The organism is Alteribacillus persepolensis (assembly GCF_900099605.1).
Taxonomy (GTDB): domain Bacteria; phylum Bacillota; class Bacilli; order Bacillales; family Marinococcaceae; genus Alteribacillus; species Alteribacillus persepolensis.
The window spans coordinates 1-2,313 of sequence record NZ_FNDK01000061.1 but is presented as its reverse complement, the minus strand read 5'-3'; the positions used below and the strand labels follow the sequence as shown (position 1 = coordinate 2,313).

Annotated in this window: 4 protein-coding genes; 3 read left to right on the top strand and 1 reads right to left on the bottom strand. The window is 36.1% G+C overall.

What is annotated here, in order from left to right; all coding sequences use genetic code 11:
- The coding region (locus BLT18_RS17890) for a recombinase family protein (protein WP_139184773.1) at nt 1–293 on the bottom strand (293 nt) is incomplete at its 3' end.
- A gap of 353 nt (nt 294–646) precedes the next feature.
- Here BLT18_RS17890 and BLT18_RS17885 point away from each other — a divergent pair.
- The 3 genes from BLT18_RS17885 to BLT18_RS17875 all read left to right on the top strand — a co-directional run bounded on the left by BLT18_RS17885 (nt 647) and on the right by BLT18_RS17875 (nt 2,202).
- The gene (locus BLT18_RS17885; protein WP_091277144.1) at nt 647–946 is read left to right on the top strand and encodes a hypothetical protein; all 300 of its coding nucleotides are present in this window, start codon (nt 647–649) and stop codon (nt 944–946) included.
- A 44-nt stretch (nt 947–990) separates the two neighbouring features.
- The gene (locus tag BLT18_RS17880) at nt 991–1,725 is read left to right on the top strand and encodes a hypothetical protein (protein ID WP_091277142.1); all 735 of its coding nucleotides are present in this window, start codon (nt 991–993) and stop codon (nt 1,723–1,725) included.
- 114 nt (nt 1,726–1,839) lie between these two features.
- Nucleotides 1,840–2,202, top strand: a complete 363-nt coding sequence (locus tag BLT18_RS17875; RefSeq protein ID WP_091277138.1) for a DUF3221 domain-containing protein — start codon at nt 1,840–1,842, stop codon at nt 2,200–2,202.
- Nucleotides 2,203–2,313: the final 111 nt, after the last annotated feature.

The following is a 2,313-nucleotide window of genomic DNA, read 5'->3' as shown; positions in this document are numbered from 1 at the left end:
ATGTCTAACACAACAATATCAGCTTGAATATTTTTGGTAATATCGTTCCATTCTTCGACAATCTCGTTTTTATTTCTTCCGAAACGGTCGAGAGAATGAATATACAAAACATCGCCTTTACGAAGAATACGTTTGAGTAATTGATAATTTTCTCGTTGAAAATCTTTTCCACTTACTTTATCCATGAAAATATCTCTTTCATTAATCCCGTGTTCTTTCATAGCAGCAATTTGTCTTTTTTCATTTTGATCTTTACTGCTTACTCTTATATAACCCATTCGTCTGTTTTCCATTTACTACTAGCATTCCTTTCCACAAACATCCAGTGTACCTTCTTCATTATACCTCATTTCCGTTCGTAAATGTACGTCAAATTAAATGGACGTTCATAATTATTTTCTTGTTATTTACGAACGTTTATAGCTATCTATTAGATGAAAAAATAAACCGTTCGTAAAGGTATACTTTTACAAACAGATCCAAAACCCCATTGCAGAAAAGGGCCATTTAATGGAACAAACATTGAGTAAGTGGTAGGATTCTGAAATAATTTAGGGAAAGAGAATATGATTGTTCCGTGTATTCTGAAACAAAAAAGAGTTCATTTCGTCTATTTAGCAAAATGCGTTAATGAGGGGGGGTTAAATTGAGTAAGTTACTTTTCGTCTTCATGTTACTAGCCTTAAGTTTCACTTTATTCGGGTGTAACAATTTTCAGGAGATACAAGATACCGAGACATCTGGAAATCATTCATCTAAAAAAGAGGAACACTCTGAACAGAAAGTTGTTATTATGGATTCTATTGAAGCCCCATTGCCACCAGAGGCTGAAAATATTCAATCTATGCCTAGAAAAAGTGAGCCGCAACAACTGCCAAATGCAAATTTAGATGACCCAATGGTCATTACTAAAATGCCCTATTCTGAAGTTTATGTTTTGAAATAACTGTTATTTAGAATGAACAGACCATTAGCTGAAGGAGTTTTAAAGTGAAGCAAGGTATTATTTTTGCAGTGATATGTTTAACTCTTTTATTGACGGCATGTAATGATGCTACTCAGATGAACGAGGAGGAACCAGTGTCTGAGAGTGATTCGGGAGACAGTGTTGAAAAAGACAACAGCAATGAATCGGTGTTAGCGTTAAAAGATATATCGGAAATAGAAGAGCATTATGCCAACTTAGGAGTGGATAATGTAGCTATCTATGATGTGAAAAAGGTCCCTCGAGACGCTGTCACTCTTGAATTAATGGTGAACGCTTATGAAGATGGCAAGCGTGTCGATGAATACGAGAGAGGAGTTGTAGGGATAGGGTTACGGGAGAAACATAGAGAAGAGTTGGATGAACTGGCTATCACTCTTACCAAAAATCCATCTAAAACGGAAGACACTACTTATCGATTGGACCTTGCACAAGTATTTGACAGAAATAAAGAAGGAAATGGCGATTCGTCCACTTATGTGGACACATCCGTCTCTACAACACCTATCCTAGAAATTCCTTTTCAAAACGAAGAATCAGTAGTCACATCCATTCAACCCTCGGCACCTGTTGAACTCGGTGAAACGTCATGGCTAATTGTCCAGCATTCTGGTTCTTCAACGACTAATAATATCAACAGTGAACGTAACTTAGAAGAATTAATAAATGATGAAGAACGAGTAATGGTAATTGGTGTGCATTGGTCAGAAAAATCAATAACTGAATTGGCCGATGAGTAGACTCTTCCTAAGTAACAAATTATTTGGCAAGTTTGTTAAGTAATAGGGCAGTTTACTTGAGGTTAAGGAAACCATTTTGTACCCTCTAACGTCTAATTTTATAGAGGTGATTGAATGAAACAAAAAAAGGTCCTTACTCTTGGTCTAATTTTTTTTAGCGTTATTGTATTAGTAATTGGCTGCTCAGAAAATGGTGGGAACCACTCAGACGGGGATTTAAGAGTAGAAGGCTATATACTTGAAAAAGAAGGGAACCGAATATTGGTAGCTGAAGATATTACACCGGAGAAATATGAAAACATAAAAGATAAATCAATTCCAGAATTGGATAAAGAACAAGTTTCACTTATTTACTTAGGCTATGATAATCCTAATAAATTAAGTATAGGGGAAGAAATAGTGGCACAAATAAATAATGGAATTGACCAGTCCTATCCTGCTCAAGCTGAAGCAAAGGATATTAAAGTAAAAGATTAAAAATCCACTCTTCTGTAAACGGGCGCCGCTCGACAAGTTCTGCTATAAGCGCATGGAGCGTGAAATGCAGGGGATTACTTAGCGGACAATCCTAACTTTACAACCAAGGAT